Raw genomic sequence first — 23,321 nt, 5'->3', positions numbered from 1 at the left:
TTCGCGCCGGCCGCCCGGGTGCTAGGGCTTTCCGCGACATCATGGACTGGATCATCCCTTGACCGCTGAAACTCGCCCACCGCTGATCGAAATCTGTGTCGAAGGCATCGATGGCCTGTTCGCCGCGCAGGAGGCCGGCGCCGACCGGGTCGAACTGTGCGCCAGCCTTGTCGAAGGCGGCATCACGCCGAGCCTAGGCACGGTGCGCGCCGCGCTGGACCAGGCCACCGTGCCGTTTCACGTCATGGTGCGGCCGCGCGGCGGCGATTTTCTCTACAGCGAGACCGAATACCACTCGATGCTCGCCGATGTCGCAGCACTCCGCGACCTCGGCGTGCCCGGCGTGGTGTATGGCTGCCTGAACGCCGATGGCACCATCGATGAACGCCGCATGGGCGAATTGACCGAGGCGGCGGGTCCGCTGAACGTCACCTGTCACCGCGCCTTCGACATGACGCGCGATCCCAGCGAGGCGCTGGAAGCGCTGATACGCTGCAAGGTCGGCCGCGTGCTGACCAGCGGCCAGCGCGACACCGCCATCGAAGGCCTGCCATTGTTGGCGGAGCTGGTGCGACAGGCCGGTGACCGGATCATCATCCTTGGTTGCGGCGGGCTCGATCTCGGCAACATCGCAGAGGTGCGCGGAAAGACCGGGCTGGCGGAAATGCATTTCGCCGCCCTCAAGGAGGTGCCGAGCGCCATGCGCTACCGCAACCCAAAGGTTGGCATGGGCGGCTCCGATCTCGACCGTGAGTACCGCAACATTTTGACCGACACACCGCTGGTGGCGGCAACGATCGCGGCGGCCAAGGCATGACCTCCTCTATCAGCCGCATATCACAAGGCGACGAAGCCTCTATCCTGGCCCTCAACAACGAGCATGCCGCCGAACTGTCGTGGCTCGAAGCCGAGCGGCTGTCCTTCCTGCTCGGCGAAGCGTTTTACGCCAGGCGCATCGGCGATCTCGAAGCCTTCATCATGACCTTCGACCAGGACGCCAGCTATGACAGCCCGAATTTTGTCTGGTTCCGCGAACGCTACGAACGCTTCGTCTATGTCGACCGTGTCGTGGTGGCCGCGCATGCGAGGGGCCGTGGCCACGCGCGCCTGCTTTATCAGGATCTGTTCGACCACGCCCGGCGCGCCGGCCACACGCTGGTCACCTGCGAGGTCAACAGCGACCCGCCCAACCCCGCCTCGGACGCCTTCCACGCCACGCTCGGCTTCGCCGAAGTCGGCGATGCGGTCATCCATGGCGGCAAGAAGGCGGTGCGCTATTACGCCAGGCGGATCACCGCTTGAAGACACGGGCTAGCTGAACAAACGCCGCCGCGCTATATCGGCAAACAGGTCGCCGTGCCCCAAGCTCGGTACATTTAAGACCATTGATGGATCACCGCCCGAACGACAACTGGTTCGAAGGGCATTTCTGATCATCTGGTTGAGGCTATGACGGCATTCACCAGTTGCGGTTGAGCCATTCGCGCGCCGGCCGCTCGATGACGTAGTAGCTGCCGAGCGCGCAGGCAAAAACCCCGGCCAGCATCAGCCACGGGTCGCTGCCTTGTTCGTAGACGAATTTGTAGAATGGCTGCTGCCACAGATAGAGCGAATACGACCACAGGCCCAACGTCGCCATCGGCCAGGACGACAGCAATCCGGAAAAGAACTGGGTGCTGAAATCGAGCGCGTTGACGGCAATCGCCAGCAGCGGCACGGCGACAAGGTAATGGATCGGCGTCGGCACGGGGTCCATGAACAGCAAAACCGCGCCGGCCGCAGCCGCCATGGCGACGTAAGGCCCCTTCAACATGGCCGGCAGCCTGCCATCGGCCTTGAGCAGGCAGATCGACGCCGACAGCAGGATCGATGCAATGTGCACATCGGTGCGCCAGTAGGTGGTCTCGTAGTCAAGTCTGAACACCCAGTAAGACACCGCCCCGTTCGCCATGGCGAGCAAGGCCAGCGCCAGCAGCAACGGTATGACGCGATCGCGCCTGGCGACGGTGGCGCTGATCAGGGCCAGGATCACATAGGCATGCTCCTCGACGCAGAGCGACCAGATGTGGTCCAGCGCACCGGCCCGGGTGACGAGAATTCCGGCGTAGTTGTAGGTGAATGTCAGCGCCGTCAGCGCCGCCTTCCATTTGAAGGCGATGAACGTTCCCGACAGCGCGACCATGGCAACGGCAACGAACACCAGAAGCGCTGGATAGATGCGCGAAAAGCGGCGCTTGAAGAACTTCTTCAGCGGGTACCGTTCGATGAACAGGATCTCGCCCATCAGCCGGCCGCTGAGCACGAAGAAGAATTCGACGCCCAGCACCCCGAGATTGATTCCGGGAACCGGAAAGAAATGCCCGATCAGCACCAGGGCGATCGACAGTCCGCGCCAGCCGTCGAGATAGGCCAGCCTGGTTCTGGTCGATCTGTCGGCGACCGATCGCGGCGGAACCAAATGGGTGGCGGAAATTTCGGACATGCCGATCCCTTCGCGTTGGACATGCGAAAGGCACGGCGGTGCATATTCCGAACCCGGCTCGCATTCCCGCCCCAAGTCATATTGCAGTGCAAGGTAAATTTGTGCAAGTGCGAGATTGCAGTCCGGGCAGTTCCAGGAGAAGGAGCTGGCCGGAATTGCTTCAAGCAAAGGCGCAGCGCAGGGGGGCGACACCTTGATGGAACTGGATCGCTAAGGGTCGCCGCATACGAAAAAGGGGCCGTGGCGGCCCCTCTCCTTTGTCCAAACCGATGGTGTCAGGCGTTGGCTGCCGCCACCGCCCGTTTGGCCATCACCGAGATCAGATTGGCGCGATAGTCGGCGGAAGCGTGGATGTCGGTCATCAGGTTCTTGGCAGGCACCTTCACGCCCTTGAGCGACGCGGCGTCGAAGCTCTTCGCCAGCGCCGCCTCGATCTCCTTCGAGCGGAAGACGCCGTCGTCGCCGGCGCCGGTGACGGCGACGCTGACGCCATCCTTGCCCTTGGCCACGAACACGCCGACGATCGCGTAGCGCGAGGCCGGATTGCGGAATTTTTCATAGGCGGCCTTCGCCGGTGCGGTGAAGGTGACCGCGGTGATGATCTCGCCATCCTTCAATGCGGTCTCGAACAGTCCCTTGAAGAACTTGTCGGCAGCTATCTCGCGCTTGTTGGTGACGATGGTGGCCCCCAGCGCCAGCAGCGCCGCGGGATAGTCGGCCGCCGGATCGTTGTTGGCGATCGAGCCGCCGATCGTGCCCCTGTGGCGTACCGCCGGGTCGCCGATCAGCGACGCCAGATGGGCAAGCGCCGGGCACGCCTTCTTCAGCTTCTCGTCATTGGCGACGTCGAAATGCGTCGTGGCGGCGCCGATGGTGATCGTCTTGCCCGACACTTTGACACCTTGCAACTCCGTGATGCGCGACAGATCGACGAGATCGGAAGGCGCCGCCAGCCGCGTCTTCATGGCCGGGATCAAAGTCATGCCGCCCGAGAGCAGCTTGGCGTCGTCCGTCTTGATCAGCTTGGCGGCTTCAGAGACCGAGCCGGCACGGTGGTAGTTGACTGCGTACATGGGGTCCTCCTTGAGAGTGCTTGGTCAGTAGTGGGTAGTCGGTAGTGAATGCTCAGCTGCCGTTGTTGATGAAGCGCTTCCCTATTCGCTACTCACTACTCCCTGCTCACTCTTTTCAGTGCTTCGTCGCGGCACGGATCGCTGCCCACACGGTGGACGGCGAAGCCGGCATGGCAATGTCGGGGATGCCGATGGCATCGGTGATGGCGTTGATCACCGCCGGCGGCGAGCCGATGGCGCCGGCCTCGCCGCAGCCCTTGATGCCGAGCGGATTGCCCGGACACGGGGTGTTCGACGTCGAGACCTTGAACGAAGGCAGGTCGTCCGCGCGCGGCATGGTGTAGTCCATGTAGCTTGCCGTCAGCAGCTGCCCGCTGGCGTCATAGTGAGCGCCTTCCAGCAGCGCCTGGCCGACGCCCTGGGCGATGCCGCCATGCACCTGGCCCTCGACGATCATCGGGTTGATGATGTTGCCGAAATCGTCGGCGGCCACGAACTGGACGATCTCGGTCGTACCGGTTTCCGGATCGATCTCGACCTCGCAGATATAGCAGCCCGCCGGGAAGGTGAAATTCGACGGATCGTAGAAGGCCGTTTCCTTCAGCCCGGGTTCCATTCCGGCCGGCAGATTGTGCGCGGTGTAGGCGGCAAGCGCCACCTGGAACCACGGCACGTTCTTGTCGGTGCCGGCGACCTTCAGCGCGCCGTTCTCGATGACGATGTCGCCTTCGTCGGCCTCGAGCAGATGCGCGGCGATCTTCTTGGCCTTGGCCTCCACCTTGTCGAGCGCCTTGGCGATCGCCGACATGCCGACCGCACCCGAGCGCGATCCGTAGGTGCCCATGCCCATCTGCACCTTGTCGGTATCGCCATGGACGATCGAAACCGAATCGATCGGCACGCCGAAACGCTCGTTGACCAGCTGCGCGAACGTCGTCTCATGGCCCTGACCATGGCTGTGCGAGCCGGTCAGCACCTCGATCGTGCCGACCGCGTTGACCCGCACTTCCGCCGATTCCCAAAGGCCGACGCCGGCGCCGAGCGAGCCGACCGCCGCCGACGGCGCGATGCCGCACGCCTCGATGTAGCAGCTCATGCCGATGCCGCGCAGCTTGCCCTGCTTTGCCGCCGCGGACTTGCGCTTGGCAAAGCCGGCATAGTCGGAGGTCTTCATGGCCGCATCGAGCGAGGCGCCATAGTCGCCGGCGTCATAGTTCATGATCACCGGGGTCTGGTGCGGAAAGACGGTGATGAAGTTCTTGCGCCGCAGTTCGGCCGGAGAGACGCCGAGTTCGCGCGCTGCTGCTTCCATCGTGCGTTCCAGGAGATAGGTGGCCTCCGGCCGCCCTGCCCCGCGATAAGCATCGACGGGTGCCGTGTTGGTATAGACGGTGCGCACATTGGCATGGATGGCCGGAATATCGTACTGCCCCGACAAAAGCGTCGCGTAGAGATAGGTCGGCACGCAGGACGAGAACAGCGACATGTAGGCGCCGAGATTGGCGATCGTATCGACTTTGAAGCCGGTGATCCGGTTGTTCTTGTCGAACGCCATCTCGACGGTCGAGACATGGTCGCGGCCATGCGCGTCGGTGAGGAAGCTTTCGGTGCGGTCTGCGACCCATTTGACCGGCACGCCGGTCTTCTTCGACGCCCACAGGCAGACGATCTCTTCGGGATAGATGTAGATCTTGGAACCGAAGCCGCCGCCGACATCGGGCGCGATCACCCGCAGCTTGTTTTCCGGCGCGACATTGTAGAAGGCGCTCATCACCAGCCGCGCGACATGCGGGTTCTGCGATGTCGTCCAGCAGGTATAGTGATCTTCCGCCTTGTCGTAGTGGCCGAGAGCCGCGCGCGGCTCCATGGCGTTCGGCACCAGCCGGTTGTTGACGATCTTCATGCGGGTGACATGCGCCGCCGCCTTGATGGCGGCGTCGGTCGCCTTGGCATCGCCGATCTCCCAGTCGAAGATCAAATTGTTCTCGGCCTCGGCGTGGACCTGCGGCGCGCCCTTTTCGAGCGCCTTGGTGGCGTCGACGACGGCCTTCAGTTCCTTGTAGGTGATCTCGACCGCCTCGGCCGCGTCACGCGCCTGGCCCTTGGTCTCGGCCACGACGATGACGACGGCGTCGCCGACATAGCGGACCTTGTCGACGGCCAGCGGCGACCATGCGCCCATCTTCATCGGAGAACCGTCCTTGGAATGGATCATCCAGCCGCAGATGAGGTTGCCGATGCCGTCGGCCTTGAGTTCCTTGCCGGTTAGCACGCCGATGACGCCCGGCATGCCCTGCGCCTTCTTGACGTCGATCTTCTTGATCTGCGCATGCGCGTGCGGGCTGCGCACGAACGCCGCATGCTTCATGCCGGGAACCACCATGTCATCGACATAGCGGCCCGCGCCGGTGATGAAGCGCTTGTCTTCCTTGCGCGCCACGCGAGCGCCAACACCTTCAATGCCCATCAGAAATTCCCTCCCGAGATTGTAGGGGAGTAGGTGAGTAGGGCAGTACGGCAGTAGGGAAAATTGGCTCCGGTTCCCTACTGCCCTACTGCCTTACTGCCCTACTGCCTCGTTCACGCAGCTTGTTTCGCTTTACCCTTGGTCCCCTTCGACATCGTCTTCGATGCGGCGAGGATCGCCTTGACGATGTTGTGGTAGCCGGTGCAGCGGCAGATATTGCCCTCCAGTTCGGCCCGCACCGTCGCCTCATCGAGGCCTTCGGGATGGCGCTTGATCATGTCGGTGGCCGTCATGATCATGCCTGGCGTGCAGAAGCCACATTGCAGGCCGTGATGTTCCTTGAACGCCGCCTGCACGGGATGCAGGTCGGCGCCGTTGGCGAGACCTTCGATCGTCACCACGCTGGAGCCGGACGCCTGGACCGCGAGCATGGTGCAGGACTTGACCGCCTTGCCGTCGACATGCACGACGCAGGCGCCGCATTGCGACGTGTCGCAGCCGACATGCGTGCCGGTGAGGCCGAGATTCTCGCGCAGGAAGTGAACCAGCAGCGTTCGATCCTCGGCAGCGCCGCTGACCCGCTTGCCGTTCACCATCAACGAAACGTCCGACATGGTCCCTCCCTGGGTATCAACCTTGGTCATCACGCTGCCGACGCGCTGTGGCACTTCGGCCATGCGTCATTCGTACACCGCACCACGCACAAAAAACAGCGCGACGGAAAAGCGGGATCATTGTACTTTCGGTCATGGCCAGGGCCAAGGATGCATTCCCCTCACCCCATTGCCAAAACGCCGGTTGGAAGCAACAATGTCCTTCGACGCCCGCGCGCCGGAAGCTTGTAAAAACAACAGCGCATAAAAACAGCGTCGGAGGAAATGCGGGAGAACGCCGCTGACGAGTTCACGGACGCGCTACGCATGCGGCTTGTCGGCGCTGACGACGGACGAGCCCGACATGGACGCATTTGCATGCGCGGTGGCCGCCGAGGCTGCCGCCATCGACGCAGGTTTTGCCCTGCTGTTCTTCTCCCAGAGCCTCGTCGAGGCCGACGCCCTGTCACGGGCACTTCTGACCCACGCACCGGGGCTCCACCATGCCGGCTGCTCGACCGCCGGCGAGATCACGCCGCAGGGCCTCGAGGACGGCCATGTGCTCGCCATGCTGCTGCCCTCGGCGGCGTTCACCGCCGTCAGCACCATGGTCGACGATCTGTCCTCGTCGGGCATGGACAGGATCACCGGCGAGGTTGAAGCCTTGAGGCGCAACCTGCGCGGCCGGGTCGGCGGCGAGCACACCAGGAACACGTTCGCGCTCTGCTTCATCGACGGGCTATCCTATGCCGAGGAGGCGGTCAGCTCCGCCATCCACTGGGGCCTTGACGACATCCCCCTGCTCGGCGGCTCGGCCGGCGACGATCTGAAGTTCGAGACGACACGCCTGATCTCGAACGGCAGGGTCACCTCGGACAGCGCCATCATCGTGCTGATCGCCACGGAAATCCCTTTCCACGTCTTCAAGACCGACAATTTCGTTCCGACCGACGAAAAGCTGGTGGTGACGGCATCGGATGCCGATCATCGCATCGTGCGCGAGTTCAACGCCACCAATGCGGCAGACGAATATGCCGCTTCCGTGGGCATCCTCCCGCAGACCCTGACGCCCTTGAGCTTCGCCTCGCATCCGGTGGTGGTGAAGGTGGGCGGCGAATATTACTGCCGCTCGATTCAGAGAATGCACGCGGACGGCTCGCTGTCGTTCTTCTGCGCCATCGACGACGGCGTCGTGCTGTCGATCGCCCAGCCCAAGGACATGGTGGAATCGACACGCGCCGCCCTGCGCGAGGTCGAGGAGCGGCTGGGTGGCATCGACCTGATCCTCGGCTTCGACTGCGTGCTGCGCCGGCTCGACGCGCGCAACCGGCAGGTCTTTCGCGACATTTCGGAGCTTTACCGGATCAACAATGTCGTCGGCTTCGGCACCTATGGCGAGCAGTACCGGTCGATGCATCTGAACCAGACCTTCACCGGCATCGCTTTCGGCGACCGCCAGGCGGCAGAATAAGGCGGCCGGACAACATGCCGCTCAGGGACATAAACGATCTTGAAAAGCTGAAGAAGATCAACGCCGCACTGGTCAGTCGCGTCGAGCGGTCGATGGACCAGCAAGGCAACGCCTTCTCGCTGTTCCAGACCGCGATTTCGCTGGAAAATCGCGTGCGAACGCGCACCGAAGAGCTGCATTCGACGCTGCGCCGACTGGAGCAATCCAACATCGACCTCAGCGCCGCCAAGGAAAATGCCGAGCTGGCGAACCTGTCCAAGACGAGGTTCCTCGCCGCCGCCAGCCACGACGTGCTGCAACCGCTGAACGCGGCCCACCTCTCCGTCTCGGCGCTGGCTGAAGTGCAGACCAGCGACGAGGGCAGGAAGCTGGTGCGCCAGGTCGAGCGCTCGCTCGAAACGATGGAGGACCTGCTGCGCACCCTGCTCGACATTTCCAAGCTCGATGCCGGCGTGGTGAAGCCCGACATTGGCGACGTCAGCCTGGAGGCGTTGTTCTCGTCACTGCGCTCGGATTTCCAGCCGGTGGCGGCACTCAAGCAGCTGTCGCTGAAGTTCCGGCCGGTCAATGCCGTGGTCCGCTCCGACCGCACATTGCTGCGTCGCATCCTGCAGAACATACTTTCCAATGCGCTAGGCTATACCCGTTCGGGTGGCGTCCTTGTCGGCACCAGGCATCGCGGCGACACCATCCGCATCGATGTCGCCGATACGGGCTGCGGCATTCCCGAGGACCAGCGCGAGGCGGTGTTCGAGGAGTTCCATCGCGGCACCTTGCCCGCCAATGCCGAGCTCGACGGCGGCGGTCTCGGGCTCGGGCTCGCCATCGTGCGCCGCATGGCCGGCGCGCTCGGGCACCCCGTGACGTTTTCGTCGAAGGTAGGCCGCGGCACGATCTTCCACATCGATGTTCCTGTCGGCATCGGCGCCCCCGCCGACGCCATCGCCAGCGCCGCCAGCCTGGAGCGTCCGCGCGGCTACGGCCTGTTCGGCACCAAGGTGCTGCTGGTCGAAAACGACATCGAGGTGCTGGAGGCGATGACCTTCCTGCTCGAACGCTGGCAATGCCTGGTGCGGGCCGCGACCTCGACCGACGATGCGCTGGACATGCTTGGCGACACCGACTGGGTGCCCGACATCGTCATCGCCGACCAGCATCTCGACGGCGGCGATCTCGGCACCGCCACCATATCGGAGGTCCGCAACTATCTCGGCCGCACCGTGCCGGCGCTGATCGTCACCGCCGACAGTTCCGAGGAAATTGCCAAGGCCGCCCGCGCGGGCGGCATCGAACTGATGCGCAAACCGCTGAAACCGGCACAACTAAGGGCGCTGCTGGCACATTTGCTGGCTTAGGCTACCCTCCCCTCGATGGGAGGTCGGCGCGGAGCGCCGGGGTGGGGTGCGGCGCCAAGCTCCCCCATCCCGCTCCGCTTCGCGGATCGACCCTGCCCACAAGGGAGGGTAAAAGATCAAAACCCAGCTTGATCCCGAAACAGCTCCGCATTGTCCAGCTTCGAAACCTCGATCACCGCTTGGGTGCGGCTGTAGACATTGAGCTTGCGCAGGATCTCGGAGACATGCGCCTTGACCGTGGTCTCGCCGACCTGCAGTTCGTAGGCGATCTGCTTGTTGAGCAAGCCCTGGCGCAGCATCTGCAGCACCCGCAACTGCTGCGGCGTCAGCTTGGACAGGCGCTGGACCATGTCGGCGCGGTCGCTGCTGTCGGCGTCCGCCGGCTGGCCCTCATAGGTTTGCGGCACGTAGATGGCGCCGTCCATCACCGAGCGAATGGCGGCCGCCAGGTCGCTCTTGCGCGCCGATTTCGGAATGAAGCCGGCCGCACCATAGGACAAGGCCTCGGAGATGATCCTCGGCTCCTCATATCCCGACACGATCACCACCGGCAGGCGCGGATAGCGGGTCCTGAGCTGCAGCAGGCCGTCGAAGCCATGCACGTCGGGCATTGAGAGATCGAGAAGCGCCAGGTCGAAAGGCTTGGCGTCAGCCAGGAGATCGAGCGCCTCGGTGATCGAGCGCGCCTCGACCGTATCGACTTCCGGATAGGCCATCTGAACGGCGCTGTGCAGCGCCTCGCGAAACAGCGGATGGTCGTCGATGATGAGGAACCGGGCGCGATCATTGACTGCGGTCATGACATTCGTTCCGAAGCCCCGTGTTCAGTTTCCAGCACAAGCTAATCCCACGAGCATGACCGGATTATTGCCAAATAGTCTACCGTTGATAGCCGGATTCGCATACAGGCACGGCGGCGCGAGTGCCCTGTGAAATGGGACGCCTTGCCCGGCCCCTGAATTCGGCCGAAGGTACCCGGCATCCGACGTCCAAGACAGAGACCGCCATGACCGCTTTCGTTCTCCCCGTCCCGCCAACGCCTTCTGTCGCCGTCAGCGGGTCGGCCGAGCGTTTTGCCGTGCGCCGGATCTTCTGCGTCGGCCGCAACTACGCGGCGCACGCCCGCGAATTCGGTAATGATGAGCGCGATCCGCCCTTCTTCTTCACCAAGCCGGCCGACGCAGTGGTCGATTCCGGTGTGACCATTCCCTACCCGCCGCTGACCGCCAATCTGCACCATGAGATCGAGCTGGTCGCCGCGATCGGCAGACCGGGCTTCCGCATCCCGCGTGAGCGGGCGCTGGATCATGTCTGGGGTTATGGCGTCGGCGTCGACCTCACCCGCCGCGATTTGCAGGACGAGGCCAAGAAGGCGGCGCGGCCCTGGGACTGGTCGAAGGCATTCGACCGCTCGGCGCCCTGCGGCCCGCTGGTCCCGGCGCAAAAAGGCGGCCACCCACGGAAGGGCCGCATCTGGCTCGCGGTCGACGGCAAGGTCAGGCAGGACGCCGATCTCGCCGAGCTGATCTGGCCGATCGCCGACGTCGTCTCGATCTGCAGCGAGGCGATGGAGCTCGAAGCCGGCGACCTGATCTTTACCGGCACGCCCGCCGGCGTCGGTGTGGTCAAGCCGGGCGAGACGATGACCGGCGGCGTCGACGGCATCGGCACGATCGAAGTGACCATCGGCCAACCGAAGTAAGCGCATGAGCGAGTTCGTCCTGCACAATTACTATCGGTCCTCCACCTCCTATCGGGCACGGATCGCGCTGGAGATGAAGGGGCTGAGCTACAGCTATGTCCCGCACCATTTGCGCCATGGCGACCATCTGGAGCCGGCCTATCTCGCGGTCAATCCGCAGGGGCTGGTGCCGGCGCTGGTGCTGGGCGACGGCACGCTTTTGACGCAGTCGCTGGCTATCATCGAATATCTCGACGAGATCCAGCCCGAACCGCCGCTGCTGCCTGGGGACGCACTTGGCCGGGCGCGCGTGAGAATGCTGGCGCAGATGATCGCCTGCGACATCCACCCGGTGAACAATCTGCGTGTGCTGACCTCGCTGCGCACCCTGTTCGGCGCCGGCGACCAGGACATCACCAACTGGTTCCGCCACTGGGTGAACGAAGGTTTCCGTCCGCTTGAAAAGCTCCTGGCGTCGTCGCCGCAGACCGGAACATTCTGCCACGGCGAGACTCCGGGGCTCGCCGATATCTGCCTGGTTGCGCAAATCGCCAGCAACGCCCGTTTCGGCGTGGACTTGGCGCCCTACCCGACAATCGCACGCATCAACGCCGCCTGCATGGCACTGCCAGCCTTCCAGAAGGCCGCGCCTGAGAAACAAATCGATGCCGAGTAGGCATCCTCTATCACATCCGGCGGAATCGATTTCCGCTTGACCGGACAAGGAATCGGCTATCGTTTCCCGCAATGCGTGCCGTCTTAAGGGTGGAGTGACCGATGAAAGCCGTCGTCTTCGAGAAATTCGGCGAAGCGCCGACGATCCAGACCGTTCCCGATCCGAAACCGGCCGCCGATGGCGTCGTCATCAAGGTCGAGGCAACCGGTCTTTGCCGCAGCGACTGGCATGGCTGGATGGGCCATGACGCCGACATCCGCCTGCCGCATGTGCCCGGCCACGAACTCGCCGGCATCGTCGTTGCCGCCGGCAAGCATGTGACCCGCTGGAAGGCCGGCGAGCGCGTCACCGTGCCGTTCGCCGTCGGCTGCGGCCATTGCTTCGAATGCAATTCGGGCAATCACCAGGTTTGCGAACATCAATCGCAGCCCGGGTTCAACGCCTGGGGCTCCTTCGCCGAATATGTCGCCATCGAGCATGCTGACACCAATCTGGTGCGCCTGCCCGACGAAATGGAATTCGCCACCGCCGCCAGCCTCGGCTGCCGCTTCGTCACCTCGTTTCGCGCCATCGTCGACCAGGGCCGGGTGACGCCGGGCGAATGGGTGGCGGTGCATGGCTGCGGCGGCGTCGGCCTGTCGGCGATCATGATCGCCAGTTCGATGGGCGCCAATGTCATCGCCATCGACCTCACCGACGAGAAGCTGGAGTTCGCCAGGAAGATCGGAGCCGTGGCGACCATCAACGCATCCACGACGCCGAACGTGGTCAAGGCGGTCAAGCAGATCACCAACGGCGGCGCGCACATGTCGATGGACGCGCTCGGCCACCCGACCACCTCGTTCAACTCGATCGCCAATCTGCGCCGGCGCGGCCGCCACGTGCAGGTCGGGCTGATGCTTGGCGATCACGCCCGCCCGCAGGTGCCGATGGACAAGGTGATCGCCTTCGAGCTCGAAATCCTCGGCAGTCACGGCATGCAGGCCTATCGCTACCCGGCGATGATGGAGATGATCCGCCACGGCAAGCTCAAGCCTGAACTGCTGGTCGGCAAGAAGATCAGCCTCGACGAAGCGCCCGCCGCCCTGATGGCGATGGGTGGCTTCGAGGGGATCGGAATCGGTGTGGTGACGAAGTTCTAAATGCGGCCGTCGCTTTCCGAACTACCGCGCAAACTTCTTCGCCCCGAACACGCAGGCCACCACGCCGAGCGTGACAACCACCATTAGCGGGCTGACCTGCTCGTGCAGCAGCGTCGCCGCCAGCGCGAGGCCGAAGAAGGGCTGCAGCAACTGCAACTGCCCGACCGCGGCGATGCCGCCTTGCGCAAGGCCGCGATACCAGAAGACGAAGCCGATCAGCATGCTGAACAGGGAGACATAGGCGAGCCCGATCCAGGCGTGGGAGCCGACGGCGGCAAACGACGGCGGCAGGGTCGCCAAAGTCAGCACCAGCATGATCGGCAGCGACAACGTCAGCGCCCAGCAGATCACCTGCCAGCCACCGAGCTTGCGCGACAGCGCGGCGCCCTCGGCATAGCCCAGGCCGCAGACGACGATGGCGGCGAGCATCAGACCGTCGCCGACCGGCGAGGCCGTCACGCCCTGCATCAGCGCAAAGCCCCCGACCAGCGCGCTGCCCACGCAGGAAAACAGCCAGAACGCCGGTCGTGGACGCTCGCCGCCGCGCAGCACGCCGAAGATCGCGGTTGCCAGCGGCAGCAGGCCGACGAAGATGATCGAGTGGGCGGAGGTGACGTGCTTCAGCGCCAGCGCGGTCAGCAGCGGAAAGCCGACCACCACGCCGAGTGCGACGATCACCAGCGACAGCAAATCCCCGCGCTCCGGGCGCGTTTGCCGGAACAGGAGCAGCATGGCCAGGCCAAGCAGCCCGGCAATCGCCGCGCGGGCCGATGTCAGGAATGTCGGATCGAAATCCACCACCGCCACGCGCGTCGCCGGCAGCGAGCCTGAGAAGATCAGCACGCCGATAAATCCGTTCAGCCAGCCGCTCGCGATCTTGTCCATTCCAGGCTCCATGTCTTTCGCCCTCTATCGGGCAGGCACCCATGGTGCAGCCAGAGACAATGGGGTACAATTTCACGAAACTGTAATGAACGATCGAGCAGTACAGATCACTGAACACGCTTTGGAAACGGACGGCGCACACGCCCCTCTCGCGACTACCCTGGTCGAAAGCGTAATGGCGACCATTCGCCAGCGTATCGCCGCGCGCAGCCTGACACCGGGAGCGCGACTGCCCTCGATCCGCGCCTTCGCCAAATCCATGCAGGTGTCGAAATCCACCGTGGTCGAGGCCTATGAGCGGCTCGCAGCCGAAGGCGCGATCCGCTCCCGGCCGGGCTCGGGCTTTTATGCCGCGGGCTCGCTGGCGCCGCTATCGCTGGCCGAGATCGGCCCGCGACTCGATCGTGCCGTCGATCCGCTCTGGGTCTCGCGCCAGTCGCTGGAAGCCGGCGACGAGATCCTGAAACCCGGCTGCGGCTGGCTGCCGGCCAACTGGATGCCCCAGTCCGCCTTGCGTCGCGCGCTGCGCACGGTGGCGCGTGCCGATGATGTCGCGCTCGCCGATTACGGCACGCCGCTCGGCTTGCCGCCCTTGCGGCAATTGCTGGCGCGGCGCATGGCCGGGCATGGCATCGAAGTCTCGCCCGAACAGATCATGCTGACCGAATCGGGCACACAGGCCATCGACCTGTTGTGCCGGTTCCTGATCGAGCCCGGCGATACGGTGCTGGTCGACGATCCCTGCTATTTCAATTTCCACGCTTTGCTGCGCGCCCACCGCGCCAAGGTGGTCAGCGTTCCCTACACGCCATCGGGACCGGATATCGAGCTGTTCGCGCAGGCGCTCGCCGAACACCGGCCGCGGCTCTACATCACCAATTCCGCCATCCACAACCCGACCGGCGCGATCCTGTCGCCGGTCACCGCGCACCGGCTGCTGAAACTCGCCGATCAATCGGACCTGACCATTGTCGAGGACGATATCTTCTCCGATTTCGAACATGCCCCCGCCCCCAGGCTTGCGGCCTTCGATGGTCTCAGCCGCGTTGTCCAGATCGGCAGCTTCTCCAAGACACTGTCGGCCTCGGTCCGCTGCGGCTTCATCGCCGCGCCCCGCGACTGGATCGAGGGCCTGACCGACCTCAAGATCGCCACGACCTTCGGTGGCGGACGGCTGGCGGCCGAACTGGTGCTGACGCTGCTGAAAGACGGCAGCTACCGCAAGCACATGGACTTGCTGCGCGCCAGGCTTGCGCGCGCCATGAGCGAGACCAGCACCCGCCTGAAGGCGATCGGCATCACGCCCTGGATCGACCAGCCGGCCGGCCTGTTCCTGTGGTGCAGCCTGCCCGATGGCGTGGACGCGGCCGAAGTCGCACGCCGCGCCCTGGCCGACAATGTCGTGCTGGCGCCAGGCAATGCTTTCAGCCTGTCCCAGACCGCCAGCCGTTTCCTCCGCTTCAATGTTGCGCAGTGCGAAGACAAGCGGATTTTCAAGGTGATCGAGGCGGCGATGGCGCGCTGATCTCAGCGGCTCACGCAGACCTCCCGCACGCAGTCGCGCAACCAGCGTTGCGCCGGGTCGGCATCGAGGCGCGGATGCCAGAGCATCGAGATGGTGACATCTACGATGGCGACCGGCAGCGGAAAACTGTGCATGCCGGCGCGCGCACCCACCGTATGCCGCTCGGGCACGCTGGCGATCAGGTCCGAGCCGCGTCCCATGGCGAGCGCGGCCGAGAAACCCGACACCATGCACACGACCGTCCGCTGCAAGCCAAGCGCGCTCAGGGCCTCATCGATCGGCCCTCTCTCGCGGCCACGCCGCGAGACGCTGATGTGCCGGCCGGCCGCATAGCGCTCGGGCGTCACCGGGCCATCGCCCAAGGGATGGCCGGCTCGAACAACACCGATGAAGCGGTCGCGAAACAGCGCCTGGATACGCACTTCGGGACCGGTTTCACCGGCGACGCCGATTTCCAAGTCGATCGCCGCGTCGCGCAGCGACATCGCATCCTTGTCGGACTTCGGCGCGAAACGCAGCCGCACCCCTGGCGCATCGACCTCGATGCGGGCGACGAGACGAGGACCGAATTCCTCGACGAAGCCTTCGTTGGTGCGCAATGTGTAGACGTTGTCCAGGCTTGAGAGATCAAGCAACTCGGCAGGGCGCAGCAGCGCCTCCGCGTCCTGGACGACAGGGCCGACCTGCCGCCGCAATTCTTCCGCGCGCGGTGTCGCCACCAAGCCGCGCCCGGCGCGAACCAGCAGGGGATCGCCTGTTGCCTCGCGCAGCCGTGCCAGTGTCCGGCTCATGGCCGAAGGGCTGAGACGCAAACGGCGCGCGGCTCGTGCCACGCTGCCTTCCGCGAGCAGAACGTCTAGCGCAAAGAGCAGATTGAGATCGGGTGACGTCATCGGCCAATCATAGCACATGATATGGCGTTTGGTGCACGAATATGATGCAAATGCTGCGCCTTCCGCCATATCAGCCGCAGGACTAGATCTCCGACAGCTCCGGTACCGGAGCCGACAAAAGGAGATCGTCATGGCTGTCGCCGAGCAAAATGGGCTGATATCAGCGCCGCAACTGAAAGAATCCGCCGGCTGGGCGCTGGCAAGCCTGTCGCTCGCCACGCTTTTGTCGTCACTCGGAACCAGCATTGCCAGTGTCGGGCTGCCGTCGCTGATGCAGACGTTCGGGGCCTCGTTCCAGGCCGTGCAATGGGTGGTCCTGGCCTATCTCCTTGCCATCACCACGCTGATCGTCAGCGCCGGACGGCTGGCCGACATGGTCGGGCGCCGGCCATTGCTGCTTGGCGGCATCGCGCTGTTCACAGCGGCGTCCGTGCTCTGCGGCCTGGCGCCGACGCTGTGGCTGCTGATCGCCGCGCGGGCCGTGCAAGGGCTGGGGGCGGCGCTGATGATGGCGCTGACCCTGGCCTTTGTCGCCGAAACGGTGAGCAAGGACCGGACCGGCAGCGCCATGGGCGTGCTCGGCGCCATGTCCGCGATCGGCACGACACTCGGCCCTTCGCTCGGCGGGTTGCTGATCGCCGGCCTCGGCTGGCGGGCGATCTTCCTGGTCAATGTCCCGCTGGGCCTCCTGACCTTCGCGCTCGCCTGGCGTGCCCTGCCCGCTCGCAGCAATGGAACGCAAGCTGCTGGAGGCAAGTTCGACGCGACAGGCACGGCGCTGCTCGCCCTGACCCTGGGCGCCTATGCGATGGCGATGACGCTTGGCCGGGGCAGTTTCGGCGCGCTCAACATCGGCCTGCTGACCGCGGCCGGCATCGGCGTCATCCTGTTTGCCGTTGCGCAGGCGAGAGTGAAAACACCGCTGGTCCAACTCGCCAACTTCCGCGACCTCCAGCTCGGCGCCAGCCTGGTCATGAGCCTGATCGTCGCCACGGTGATGATGGCGACCCTGGTGGTAGCCCCGTTCTATCTGTCGCGCGGTCTCGGGCTGGATGCCGCGATGGTCGGCCTGGTGCTTTCCACCGGGCCGCTGGTCTCGACCCTGTCGGCGCTGCTGGCGGGACGTCTTGCCGATCGCTTTGGAGCTCACAGGATGATGGTCGCCGGCCTGCTCAGCCTCGCCATGGGCACCTTCCTGCTGTCGCTCGCGATGACGAAGCTTGGCATTGCCAGCTATGTCGTTCCCATCACCGTCGCCTGCTTCGGCTACGCCCTGTTCCAGACATCCAACAATGCAGCCGTCATGGGCGGTGTCGGCGCCGGCGAACGCGGCGTCGTATCAGGCTTGCTCAACCTGTCGCGCAATCTCGGCCTGATCACAGGCGCATCCTTGATGGGGGCGATATTCGCGGTCGCGTCGGGGCAAGGCGCTGCGGACACGGCGATCCTGTCACCGGCCGCGGCCGCGCAGGGAATGCAGACCACTTTCGAAGCGGCAACCGGCATGGTGCTAGCTGCGCTGGTCCTGGCAGTTCTTTCGGCCCGTTTTGCCAGCCGGATACCTAGCACGTTGGCCTCACAATAGTGGTGGTTTCCGGGAACCGGAGCGGTGCGTACTGAAGTATGTGAGCACCGGAAGCGCAGGAAGCCAGCGTTTGCAGGCCGGCCTCACCCGAATATGGATATACTCTCAGGCCCCTGCCCGTTTGCGGCGCTCGTAGAGCAAGACCAATGTTTCAGCGGTCAGCGCCGGCTTTTCCTCGCCTTCGATCTCGACCGTGTTGGCGGCCTTCATCAGATACTGGCCGGGCCCCCTGTCTTCCATGGACAGCAGCACCGTGCGCAGCCTGATGCGCGCGCCGACCTTGACCGGCGCCAGGAAGCGCACCTTGTCGAAGCCGTAGTTGAACGCAGCCTGCGTATTCTCCGGCACGATGCCCATGCCGAGCGCCAGCGCGCCGATGATCGACAGCGTCAGGTAGCCATGCGCGATCGTGGTGCGAAACGGGCTTTGCCGCCGCGCCCGTTCCGGATCGACGTGGATCCATTGATGGTCGCCGGTGCATTCGGCGAACTGGTCGATACGGTCCTGGTCGACAGTGGTCCATTCCGAGACGCCGAGTTCCTGCCCGGACATCATCCTTAACTGCTCGTAGGTCGGCGGCGTTTTAGGCCGTATTTCTGTCATTCCTGCTTTCCCGATCGCTTTCAGCGCCTCCGGACCACGAACTGACGGCCTCTGTCAATTCGCCCTGCGCGAATCCGTTCCGCCGAATTCCAGCGGAATCGTGCCATGTCTTGTGACTCAGTGGCAGGGTCGAATTCGGATTTTCGGGCCTCCCGGCCCTGCTGGTGCTTATTCCATGGCGTGGATGCAACTACGCGCAAGGTTGCGGAACTGCGAGCCGGAGTGCCCGGATGAAGGCGGAGCGACAGGCCTCAGGAGCCTATTTTTGCCCATAGCCGGCGCGGATTTCCTCCATCGCCTCCTTGATGCGCGCGCGCAGGATATCGATCGATTCGGTGCCGGATTTCCGGGCCAATTCAGCCACTTCCCCGGCATTTTTCAGCGCGGCCTCGAAGGATTTCTTGGCGAACTCCGTCTGCTTGGCCATGATCTCCTGCGGATTGCCCGGCGCCCGGTAGCCCTGCGCCATGTCGGCAACCTCGCGCAGCGTGTCCTGCAGCATCTCGCGTTGCCTCGACAACAGCAAGGTCGCGCCCGCGGCGCCGGCTCGCGCCGATTTCTCCAGGGCTTCGAGGTTCTTGCGATGATGGGCAAGGATCGCCTCGACATCGACATTGGGCACCTTCAGGTCGCGGCCGAACCTGCCGAACATGTCCATGAAGGAATCGGATTCCGGTTGTTTGGCCATGATGTCTGCTCCCCTGTGCCGCGGATGCGGGTGCCTCGTCGGGAGCATAGCACTCGGCTGCCGCGTGTCCATTTCGAACACGGGCATGGCGACCGATGCGCATCAATTGACCGGGAGCAGCAGTTCGATCGTGTAGAGCGCGATACCCGCCAGCCCGCCGATGATCATGCCGTTGAAGCGGATGTATTGCAGGTCCCTGCCGATGTTCATCTCGATCAGCCGCGTCAGTTGGGCAAGGTCCCAGCGCTTGACCTGATCGGCGATGAATTTCGACACGCCGCTCTTCTGGCTCTCGACGAAGGAGGCGAGCGCCACGACGAACCCCTGGTTCATGTCGGCCCGGATCTGCGCGTCGCCGGCAAGATGGCGCCCGACCTCGACGAACATGTTGGCGAGATGCGCGCGGATCATCGAATTCGGCGCCTTGGCGTCCTGCTCGATGAACAGGCTGAGGCTTGCCCACATGTCGCCGGCCAATCCCTTGACCTCCGGCCGGGCCAGAAAATCCCGCTTCATCTGCTCGGCGCGCTTGGCGTATTGCTTCGATGTTCTGAGTTTTTCGATGAAGCCTTGGGCGAAACGGTCGAATTCGGCGCGCATCGGATGCTCGGGATCGGCCCGCACCTCGTCGAGCAGCGAGCCGGCCGAGGCGACGATCTTCTTCAGGAGATAGGCGTCGGCCCGGAACAGGTTGAACAGCGACGGCAGCTCCTCGCGGATTTTTTCGCGCATCGTCGCCAATGCCTGTTCGTCATTGAGGAACCGCCCGATCACCTTGGTAAATTCGTCGAACAGTTTCTGGTGGCGGCGGTCGTCGGTGAGCGCGGACAAGAGTTCGGCGGCGAGCGGCGCCAGCGGCACCTTCTCGATCTGCTCCAGCATGCGGCTGGTGACGAAGCCACGCAGGCCGGATTGTTCTACGGCAGCCAGCGTCTGCGGCACCAGCCGCACAACGAAGCGCGACAGCCCGGCTGCGCGTTCGCCGTCGGCCAGCCAGTCGGCGACCAGCGCCGAAAAATCGACCTCGGCAAGCTTTTCACGCACCGGTTCCGGGGCGAGGAAGTTCACCTCGATGAAGCGGCCGAGATTGTCGGCGATACGGTGCTGGTTCTCGGGAATGATGGCTGTATGCGGGATCGGCAACCCGAGCGGCCGCTTGAACAGCGCCACCACCGCGTACCAGTCAGCCAGACCGCCGATGGTCGCCGCCTCGGCGAAGGCCGCGACGAATCCCAGCCACGGATAGGAGTGTTCGAACGATTTGGCCAACGCGAACACCAGCACGCAAAGCGCCAGCGCGGCCGTGGCGACGAACTTCGTCCGCCGCAGCGCGGAAAGCTTGGCGGCAGCGTCGGCATCGAAACGGACCGGCGCCAGGGACGAAGCCGATTGTGCCATGGATGAACTGCTCCTCATCGAACTCGCAGGGCGATCCCGAGCCTATCTAGTGTTGCGGCCGCCGAAATGCCCGTGACAGCCACATCGCACCGCGTTTTGCCCGGCTCCGCACATAAAGTTGACGCGAATATTCATCTATAATGCCCGGCTAGTCTGGAATTATTCCAAGGTATAGGCCATATTCGGCCGAGGCCAGCGTGGCGAATCCCAAATTCGGGTGAGAGCCGCGCCGGCAAATCTGGCGCGTTGCACCGCACCAGCGCTGAGTGAGGACGAAATGCGGCTTACACGCCAGACCAACTATGCCATGCGCATCCTGATGTATTGTGCCGCCAACAACGACCGGCTGAGCCGCATTCCGGAGATCGCGGCCGCCTATTCGGTGTCGGAACTGTTCCTATTCAAGATCCTGCAGCCGCTGGTCGAGCACGGCCTTGTCGAGACCGTGCGTGGTCGCAATGGCGGCGTCAGGCTTGGCCGCGCGGCCGAAGCGATCAGCCTGTTCGACGTCGTGCGGGTGACGGAAGAGAGCTTCGCCATGGCCGAATGCTTCGAGAACGATGCCGCCGAATGCCCGCTGGTCGACAGCTGCGCGCTGAATTCGGCGCTGCGTGAAGCGCTGAACGCGTTCTTCGCGGTGCTGGAGCGCTACACGATCGCCGATATGGTGGCGGCGCGCCCGAATGTCCGCAGCCTGCTTGGCATCGACATGCTGGAGCGCCGCGCCCCGGCCGCCTGAGCTTCTTTCTCCCCGTTCTACGGGGAGAAATGCCCGGCAGGGCAATGAGGGGCGGCGCCAACTTCCACAACTAGCGTCAATGTTGGAAGCGCAGGAAACCTGCCGTTCGCAGGCCGGCCTCACCTGACTGTCAACCGACCGACGATTGCGGCAGCACGAACGGCATGTTGCCGGCCGGCAGCACGCCGACCCGGAGCCGGCAGTCGAAAACCTTCTCGATCAGATCGTCGCTCAGCACATCCCGTGGCGAACCGGTCGCGGCCAGCCGGCCGCGATGCATGACGAAGATGCGGTCGGCATACATGGCCGTGAGATTGAGGTCGTGCAGGATAGCGACCACGCCGCCGCCCCTTCTGGCGAAATCGCGGGCGATGTTCATGATGATCAGCTGGTGCTTGATGTCGAGGCTGGAAACCGGCTCATCGAGAAACAGATAGCGCGGTCTGCCGTCGAGCACCGGCGCCCAGACCTGGCACAGCACACGTGCAAGCTGGACGCGCTGCTGCTCGCCGCCCGAAAGCTCCTGGTAGAAACGCCCGGCAAAGCCGTCGAGATCGACACGCGCCAGCGCCCGCTCCGACAGCCGCGCATCCTCGCCCGGCAAGGCACCCGAGCGGCCAACGACAAGGCCAAGCTTGACCACCTCGCGCACGGTGAACGGAAACGACAGCGTCGTCGCCTGCGGCAGCACCGCCCGCTGGACGGCGATCTCGACCGGCTTCATGGCCGAGAGATCGCAGCCGTTGAGAACGACGCGTCCGGTAAAGGCAAGTTCGCCCGACAGGGCCTTGAGGAAGGTCGTCTTGCCCGACCCATTGGGACCGACGATCGCCGCCACCTCACCTGGCCGTGCATCGAAATCGACACCGCCGACGATGCGCTTGCCGGCGATATCAACCGAAACATCCCTCGCCTCGATCATAAAAACCTCACAATCCCAACCCTCATCACCCAAGCCTCACAAATCAATCACGCCGCGCTTGCGCAGCAGGATCCACAGGAAGAACGGTGCACCGGCTATCGCGGTGACGATGCCGATCGGTAATTCGGCCGGCGCCACGATGGTGCGGGCGACAGCGTCGGCGAGCAGCAGCAGCGAGGCGCCGAGCAGCGCCGAAGCCGGCAGCAGGTAACGATTGTCCGGGCCGATCAGCAGGCGCAGCAGATGCGGCACCACGATGCCGACGAAGCCGATGCCGCCGCTGACGGCGACCGATGCGCCGACCGCCGCCGAAACGCCGACGATGGCCGTGTACTTCAACCGCTGCACCGGAATGCCGAGATGGCCGGCGGTCGCCTCGCCCAGCGCCAGTGCGTTGAGGCCGCGCGCCAGGAACGGCATCGCCGCCAATGCCAGCACGATGATCGGCCCGACCGAAGCGATCTTGCCCCAGGTCGCGCCGCCGAGCGATCCGAGCGACCAAAAGGTCAGGTCGCGCAGCTGGCGGTCGTCAGCCGTGAAGATCAGGATGCCGGTCAGCGCCATGGCAAGGGCTGCCAGCGCGATGCCGGCCAAAAGCATGGTGGCGACCGAGGTTTGCCCGCGCCGGGTGGCAACCTGATAAAGCACCAGCGTCGTGGCAAGGCCGCCGAAGAACGCCGCCAGCGGCAACGCAAGCGTGCCGAGCAAGGCCGTCACTGGAGCTAACATTGTCCCACCGAGCACGATGATGGCCACCGCGCCGAGACTGGAGCCGGCCGAAACGCCGATCAGGCCGGGGTCGGCCAGCGGATTGCGGAACAGGCCCTGCATGACTGCGCCGGACACCGCGAGTGCCGCACCAACCAGCATGCCGAGAATGACGCGCGGCAGGCGGATGTCGTAGACGATCAGGCTGTCGCGCGCGCTCAGCGTCGCATCGCCTGGAACGGCTCCAGTCAGCCAGTCCCCGATGACGTTGACGGCGGATGCGTCCGACGCGCCCGATGTCAGCGACAGGAACACGGCAGCCGCGAGCCCCACGCACAGCAGCAGGATGACGATGCGGGCGCGACCCGAGCGGTCGCCTTCGGATGCATTCGCCATCATCTTTACCGGGCCGGCGATCGACTGATCGACCATGAT

General features: G+C 64.4%; 22 protein-coding genes. 10 read left to right on the top strand and 12 right to left on the bottom strand.

Annotated features, from left to right (window positions below; translation table 11 throughout):
• The first annotated feature begins 58 nt into the window (after positions 1-58).
• Complete coding sequence (locus AC0NIH_RS18045) at positions 59-817, top strand: copper homeostasis protein CutC (protein WP_473467225.1); 759 nt, start codon at positions 59-61, stop codon at positions 815-817.
• Positions 814-1,302, top strand: a complete 489-nt coding sequence (locus AC0NIH_RS18040; protein ID WP_473467227.1) for a GNAT family N-acetyltransferase — start codon at positions 814-816, stop codon at positions 1,300-1,302. The genes AC0NIH_RS18045 and AC0NIH_RS18040 overlap by 4 nt, the downstream gene beginning before the upstream one ends.
• Positions 1,303-1,459: 157 nt before the next feature.
• On the opposite strand, the gene AC0NIH_RS18035 is transcribed toward AC0NIH_RS18040, so the two are convergent.
• The 4 genes from AC0NIH_RS18035 to AC0NIH_RS18020 form a co-directional block, all read right to left on the bottom strand.
• Positions 1,460-2,482 (bottom strand): acyltransferase family protein, encoded by a 1,023-nt coding sequence (locus AC0NIH_RS18035; protein WP_473467229.1) that lies wholly within the window; start codon positions 2,480-2,482, stop codon positions 1,460-1,462.
• A 275-nt stretch (positions 2,483-2,757) separates the two neighbouring features.
• A complete protein-coding gene (locus AC0NIH_RS18030; RefSeq protein ID WP_473467231.1) occupies positions 2,758-3,555 on the bottom strand; it encodes an FAD binding domain-containing protein in 798 nt (265 codons plus the stop codon).
• 115 nt (positions 3,556-3,670) lie between these two features.
• Complete coding sequence (locus AC0NIH_RS18025; protein WP_023780353.1) at positions 3,671-6,022, bottom strand: xanthine dehydrogenase family protein molybdopterin-binding subunit; 2,352 nt, start codon at positions 6,020-6,022, stop codon at positions 3,671-3,673.
• Between the two features lie 113 nt (positions 6,023-6,135).
• Positions 6,136-6,636: a (2Fe-2S)-binding protein gene (locus AC0NIH_RS18020; RefSeq protein ID WP_023763466.1), complete on the bottom strand. Its 501-nt coding sequence runs from the start codon at positions 6,634-6,636 to the stop codon at positions 6,136-6,138.
• 343 nt (positions 6,637-6,979) lie between these two features.
• On the opposite strand from AC0NIH_RS18020, the gene AC0NIH_RS18015 reads away from it, so the two are divergent.
• Together AC0NIH_RS18015 and AC0NIH_RS18010 are read left to right on the top strand one after the other, a co-directional pair.
• Complete coding sequence (locus AC0NIH_RS18015) at positions 6,980-8,086, top strand: FIST N-terminal domain-containing protein (protein ID WP_473467234.1); 1,107 nt, start codon at positions 6,980-6,982, stop codon at positions 8,084-8,086.
• Between the two features lie 14 nt (positions 8,087-8,100).
• The gene (locus tag AC0NIH_RS18010) at positions 8,101-9,441 is read left to right on the top strand and encodes a hybrid sensor histidine kinase/response regulator (RefSeq protein ID WP_287275996.1); all 1,341 of its coding nucleotides are present in this window, start codon (positions 8,101-8,103) and stop codon (positions 9,439-9,441) included.
• 116 nt (positions 9,442-9,557) lie between these two features.
• On the opposite strand, the gene AC0NIH_RS18005 is transcribed toward AC0NIH_RS18010, so the two are convergent.
• Positions 9,558-10,241 (bottom strand): response regulator, encoded by a 684-nt coding sequence (locus AC0NIH_RS18005; protein ID WP_013895059.1) that lies wholly within the window; start codon positions 10,239-10,241, stop codon positions 9,558-9,560.
• A 206-nt stretch (positions 10,242-10,447) separates the two neighbouring features.
• Between AC0NIH_RS18005 and AC0NIH_RS18000 the strand changes: the two genes are divergently transcribed.
• From AC0NIH_RS18000 to AC0NIH_RS17990, 3 genes are all read left to right on the top strand, one after another.
• Positions 10,448-11,143 carry a fumarylacetoacetate hydrolase family protein gene (locus AC0NIH_RS18000; protein WP_287275993.1) on the top strand — a complete coding sequence of 232 codons (696 nt, stop codon included), beginning with the start codon at positions 10,448-10,450 and terminating at the stop codon, positions 11,141-11,143.
• A gap of 4 nt (positions 11,144-11,147) precedes the next feature.
• Positions 11,148-11,798 (top strand): maleylacetoacetate isomerase, encoded by a 651-nt coding sequence (gene maiA / locus AC0NIH_RS17995; protein WP_023763462.1) that lies wholly within the window; start codon positions 11,148-11,150, stop codon positions 11,796-11,798.
• 101 nt (positions 11,799-11,899) lie between these two features.
• Positions 11,900-12,940 (top strand): zinc-dependent alcohol dehydrogenase family protein, encoded by a 1,041-nt coding sequence (locus AC0NIH_RS17990; RefSeq protein WP_023763460.1) that lies wholly within the window; start codon positions 11,900-11,902, stop codon positions 12,938-12,940.
• A gap of 21 nt (positions 12,941-12,961) precedes the next feature.
• Here AC0NIH_RS17990 and AC0NIH_RS17985 read toward each other — a convergent pair whose 3' ends face one another.
• Entirely contained in the window at positions 12,962-13,825 is an 864-nt protein-coding gene (locus tag AC0NIH_RS17985) for a DMT family transporter (RefSeq protein ID WP_473467237.1), read from the bottom strand.
• A gap of 175 nt (positions 13,826-14,000) precedes the next feature.
• On the opposite strand from AC0NIH_RS17985, the gene AC0NIH_RS17980 reads away from it, so the two are divergent.
• The gene (locus AC0NIH_RS17980; RefSeq protein ID WP_473467239.1) at positions 14,001-15,350 is read left to right on the top strand and encodes an aminotransferase-like domain-containing protein; all 1,350 of its coding nucleotides are present in this window, start codon (positions 14,001-14,003) and stop codon (positions 15,348-15,350) included.
• Between the two features lie 2 nt (positions 15,351-15,352).
• Here the strand turns inward: AC0NIH_RS17980 and AC0NIH_RS17975 are convergent, their stop codons facing one another.
• On the bottom strand, positions 15,353-16,243 hold the full coding sequence (locus AC0NIH_RS17975; RefSeq protein WP_473467241.1) for a LysR family transcriptional regulator: 891 nt from the start codon (positions 16,241-16,243) through the stop codon (positions 15,353-15,355).
• Positions 16,244-16,373: 130 nt separating this feature from the next.
• Between AC0NIH_RS17975 and AC0NIH_RS17970 the strand changes: the two genes are divergently transcribed.
• Positions 16,374-17,828 (top strand): MFS transporter, encoded by a 1,455-nt coding sequence (locus tag AC0NIH_RS17970; protein ID WP_473467243.1) that lies wholly within the window; start codon positions 16,374-16,376, stop codon positions 17,826-17,828.
• Positions 17,829-17,933: 105 nt separating this feature from the next.
• Here AC0NIH_RS17970 and AC0NIH_RS17965 read toward each other — a convergent pair whose 3' ends face one another.
• From AC0NIH_RS17965 to AC0NIH_RS17955, 3 genes are all read right to left on the bottom strand, one after another.
• Entirely contained in the window at positions 17,934-18,431 is a 498-nt protein-coding gene (locus AC0NIH_RS17965; protein WP_013895050.1) for a MaoC family dehydratase, read from the bottom strand.
• A 259-nt stretch (positions 18,432-18,690) separates the two neighbouring features.
• The gene (locus AC0NIH_RS17960) at positions 18,691-19,119 is read right to left on the bottom strand and encodes a phasin family protein (RefSeq protein ID WP_473467246.1); all 429 of its coding nucleotides are present in this window, start codon (positions 19,117-19,119) and stop codon (positions 18,691-18,693) included.
• Between the two features lie 102 nt (positions 19,120-19,221).
• Entirely contained in the window at positions 19,222-20,517 is a 1,296-nt protein-coding gene (locus AC0NIH_RS17955; protein ID WP_287275980.1) for a DUF445 domain-containing protein, read from the bottom strand.
• 277 nt (positions 20,518-20,794) lie between these two features.
• Between AC0NIH_RS17955 and rirA the strand changes: the two genes are divergently transcribed.
• Positions 20,795-21,256 carry an iron-responsive transcriptional regulator RirA gene (gene rirA, locus AC0NIH_RS17950; protein WP_013895047.1) on the top strand — a complete coding sequence of 154 codons (462 nt, stop codon included), beginning with the start codon at positions 20,795-20,797 and terminating at the stop codon, positions 21,254-21,256.
• 130 nt (positions 21,257-21,386) lie between these two features.
• Here the strand turns inward: rirA and AC0NIH_RS17945 are convergent, their stop codons facing one another.
• Both AC0NIH_RS17945 and AC0NIH_RS17940 read right to left on the bottom strand, forming a co-directional pair.
• The gene (locus AC0NIH_RS17945) at positions 21,387-22,178 is read right to left on the bottom strand and encodes a heme ABC transporter ATP-binding protein (RefSeq protein WP_473467249.1); all 792 of its coding nucleotides are present in this window, start codon (positions 22,176-22,178) and stop codon (positions 21,387-21,389) included.
• A gap of 36 nt (positions 22,179-22,214) precedes the next feature.
• The gene (locus AC0NIH_RS17940; RefSeq protein WP_352711049.1) at positions 22,215-23,318 is read right to left on the bottom strand and encodes a FecCD family ABC transporter permease; all 1,104 of its coding nucleotides are present in this window, start codon (positions 23,316-23,318) and stop codon (positions 22,215-22,217) included.
• Between the last annotated feature and the right edge of the window lie 3 nt (positions 23,319-23,321).

The organism is Mesorhizobium sp. WSM1386 (assembly GCF_055901595.1).
The sequence above is the reverse complement of the archived record's forward strand: the minus strand, read 5'-3'. Positions and strand labels throughout refer to the sequence as shown.